At 71.2% G+C, this 2,676-nt stretch carries 4 protein-coding genes and 1 pseudogene; 1 reads left to right on the top strand and 4 read right to left on the bottom strand.

Features of this window, described 5'->3' with window-relative positions:
* The coding region (locus tag G7A99_RS24970) for a hypothetical protein (RefSeq protein ID WP_205599904.1) at window positions 1–197 on the top strand (197 nt) is incomplete at its 5' end.
* 34 nt (window positions 198–231) lie between these two features.
* Here the strand turns inward: G7A99_RS24970 and G7A99_RS17880 are convergent.
* The 4 genes and pseudogenes from G7A99_RS17880 to G7A99_RS17865 all read right to left on the bottom strand — a co-directional run.
* On the bottom strand, window positions 232–663 hold the full coding sequence (locus G7A99_RS17880) for a universal stress protein (protein WP_018716510.1): 432 nt from the start codon (window positions 661–663) through the stop codon (window positions 232–234).
* An 80-nt stretch (window positions 664–743) separates the two neighbouring features.
* The gene (gene rsmA / locus G7A99_RS17875; RefSeq protein ID WP_163142710.1) at window positions 744–1,514 is read right to left on the bottom strand and encodes a 16S rRNA (adenine(1518)-N(6)/adenine(1519)-N(6))-dimethyltransferase RsmA; all 771 of its coding nucleotides are present in this window, start codon (window positions 1,512–1,514) and stop codon (window positions 744–746) included.
* On the bottom strand, window positions 1,511–2,467 hold the full coding sequence (pdxA, locus tag G7A99_RS17870) for a 4-hydroxythreonine-4-phosphate dehydrogenase PdxA (RefSeq protein ID WP_040409132.1): 957 nt from the start codon (window positions 2,465–2,467) through the stop codon (window positions 1,511–1,513). The genes rsmA and pdxA overlap by 4 nt, the downstream gene beginning before the upstream one ends.
* Before the next feature lie 23 nt (window positions 2,468–2,490).
* Window positions 2,491–2,676: pseudogene (locus G7A99_RS17865) on the bottom strand (molecular chaperone SurA); the annotation flags it as partial.

The following is a 2,676-nucleotide window of genomic DNA, read 5'->3' as shown; positions in this document are numbered from 1 at the left end:
GCCGGGTTTCCGCAAAGTTGCGGGCGGTCATGTTGTGTTACGCTCTAGCGCGTTCGCTTCCGGTGGCATGTATCGTCGGCCGGGGGCGCAGGCGCCGGAAACAGCGAGCCATCATGCGAAAACCCGATCTGCTGACATCTCTGACGATTGCCGTCGCCGTGGCCTTTGCGGCCTCGGTGTTCGTCCCCTACCTCTGAGGCCCGCAGGCGCAACACGCCCGGGGCGCTGCCGCTAGAGGCGCACCGCGAGGACGTCGCAGGGCGCGCCGTGGAGTAGCGCGTTCGCCGTCGAGCCTAGCAGCAGTGCGAGACCGTGGCGGCTGTGTGAGCCCACCACGATGAGGTCCGCGCCGCATTCCTGCGCATGTTCGATGATCTCGCGCTTGGTCTGTCCGACCCGCACCTCCCGATCGTCCTCGGCGACGCCCAGTTTCTCCCCGAGCTCGCGCAGGCGGCGTTCGGCATTGGCGAGCAGTTCCTGCTCCACGTTCGCGGTGGGTGGGATCATGAGCTCGTTGCCGGGCTCCACCGGCATGTTCTCCACCACGTGCAGCAGGCTTAGCCGGGCGCCGTAGCGCTCCGCCATGTCCCGGGCGCGCAGGCCCACACAGGCGCTGTCGTCCTGGAAATCCGCGGCGAGCAGAATGTGCTGATACCCCTCCATGCCATGGCCTCCCCGTCGGCATTCGGCATGGCCTCAGGGTAATGCACGCACGCGTCGTGGAGAAGCGCTCCGTGTCCGCTTCAGTCCAGTCGCCGTGCGAGCGCGGCGAAGTCGTCGAGGCTCAGCGTTTCGGCGCGTGTCCGCGGGTCGATCCCGGCCGCGGCGATGGCGTCGGTTTCGAGCAGCCCGGACAGGGCATTGCGCAGGGTCTTGCGCCGGGCCGTGAACGCACGGGTAACCACGGTGGCGAGGCGCTCCTCGTCGGGCACGTCAACCGGCGGGGCGGCATGAGGCACCAGGCGCACGAAGGTCGAGGTGACCCGGGGGGCCGGCGTGAACGCCCCGGGCGGGACATCGAACAGCGGCTCCACCCGGCAGCGGTACTGGATCATCACCGACAGCCGGCCGTAGGTGCCGCCCCCCGGTGCCGCGGCCATGCGTTCGACGACCTCGCGCTGGAGCAGGAGGTGCAGGTCGGAGACGGGCGCGGTACCGGCGGTGAGGTGGAAGAGCAGCGGCGTGGAGATGTTGTAGGGCAGGTTGCCGACGACGCGGATCGGCCCCTCGCCCAGCGAGGCCGGATCGACTCGCAGGGCGTCGCCCTGAATGATGCGCAGCCGGCTGCTGCCGGCGTCGAGGCGCTCCAGTCCGGCGATGAGGTCGCGGTCGAGCTCGATGACCGTGAGTGCCCCGGCGGCCTCCAGCAGCGGCCGGGTGAGCGCGCCCTGGCCGGGACCGATCTCCACGATGGCCTCGCCGGACACCGGTGCGATGGCGGCAATCATGCGCTCGATGTAGGCGCGCTCATGGAGGAAGTTCTGTCCGAAGCGCTTGCGGGGCCGGTGGCTCAACGGCCGCCCCCGGTCGCGAGGCGGGTGGCGAGCTCGATTGCGGCGCGGAGGCTGCCGTCCCGCGCCCGGCCGCTGCCGGCGAGGTCCAGGGCGGTGCCGTGATCGACGGAGGTGCGCACCACGGGCAGCCCCAGGGTGACGTTCACCGCTTCGCCGAAGCCCGCGTACTTGAGCACCGGCAGCCCCTGGTCGTGATACATGGCGAGCACCGCGTCGGCGTGGTCCAGGTGCTCGGGGGTGAACAGGGTATCGGCGGGCAGCGGTCCGGTGAGCGCCATGCCCTCGCCGCGCAGGCGTTCGAGCACGGGTGTGACCACCTCGATCTCCTCGCCTCCGAGGTGGCCGCCCTCGCCGGCGTGGGGATTGACGCCGGCGACAAGGATCCGGGGTGCGGCGATGCCGAAGCGCCGGCGCAGTTCGTCCTCGAGCGTGCGGGTCACCCGCTCCAGGCGCCCGGCGGTGATCGCGTCGGCGACCTCGCGCAGGGGCAGGTGGGTGGTGACCAGCGCCACGCGCAGTCCGCCGGCGACGAGCATCATCACCGGCAGGTCGCCGCCGCTGTGGTGGGCGAGGTATTCCGTGTGGCCGCTGAAGGGTACGCCGGCCTCGTTGATCACACCCTTGTGCACGGGGGCGGTGACCATGCCGGCGAAGTGCCCGTCAAGACAGCCGCCCAGGGCGGCGTCGAGCATGGCGAGCACGGCGGTGGCGTTGCCGGGGTCCAGCCGTCCCGGGGTCACCGCCTTGTGCATCGCGACCGCCTCGATCTCCAGTCCGTGGTCCGGGGCCGGTGCGTCCGGGCGGTAGGGCACGAGCTCGATATCCAGTCCGAGAGTCCGGGCCCGTGTGGCGATCACCTCCGGATCGCCCACCAGTACCGGGCGGCAGTCGGCCGGCGGGTTCGCCGCGAGCATGGCGAGCAGGTCCGGACCGATGCCCGCCGGCTCGCCCATGGTGACCGCCAGGGCGGGGGCGGTCACGAGTTGGCGGCCCCTGCCGGGTTGTCGAGGCGGTAGTCCACGTAGGCCTCCTCGCGGAGCTGGCGCAGCCACAGCTCGAGCTCCTCGTCCTCTTTGCGCTGGCGCAGCTGCTCGGCGGCCTGGTTGCGGCGGTAGGCCTCGGTGGTGTCCTTGCGCCGCTGTTCGACCAGCTGGATCAGGTG

The organism is Arhodomonas sp. KWT, from assembly GCF_010993615.1.
Note: the sequence above shows the minus strand (reverse complement) of the source record. Positions and strands in the feature narration are given on the sequence as shown.

Bases quoted from the DNA above. Each gene is read 5' to 3' on its own strand.
- G7A99_RS17880 (WP_018716510.1), bottom strand. From the start codon at position 663: ATGGAGGGGTATCAGCACATTCTGCTCGCCGCGGATTTCCAGGACGAC.
- pdxA (WP_040409132.1), bottom strand. From the start codon at position 2,467: ATGGGCGAGCCGGCGGGCATCGGTCCGGACCTGCTCGCCATGCTCGCG.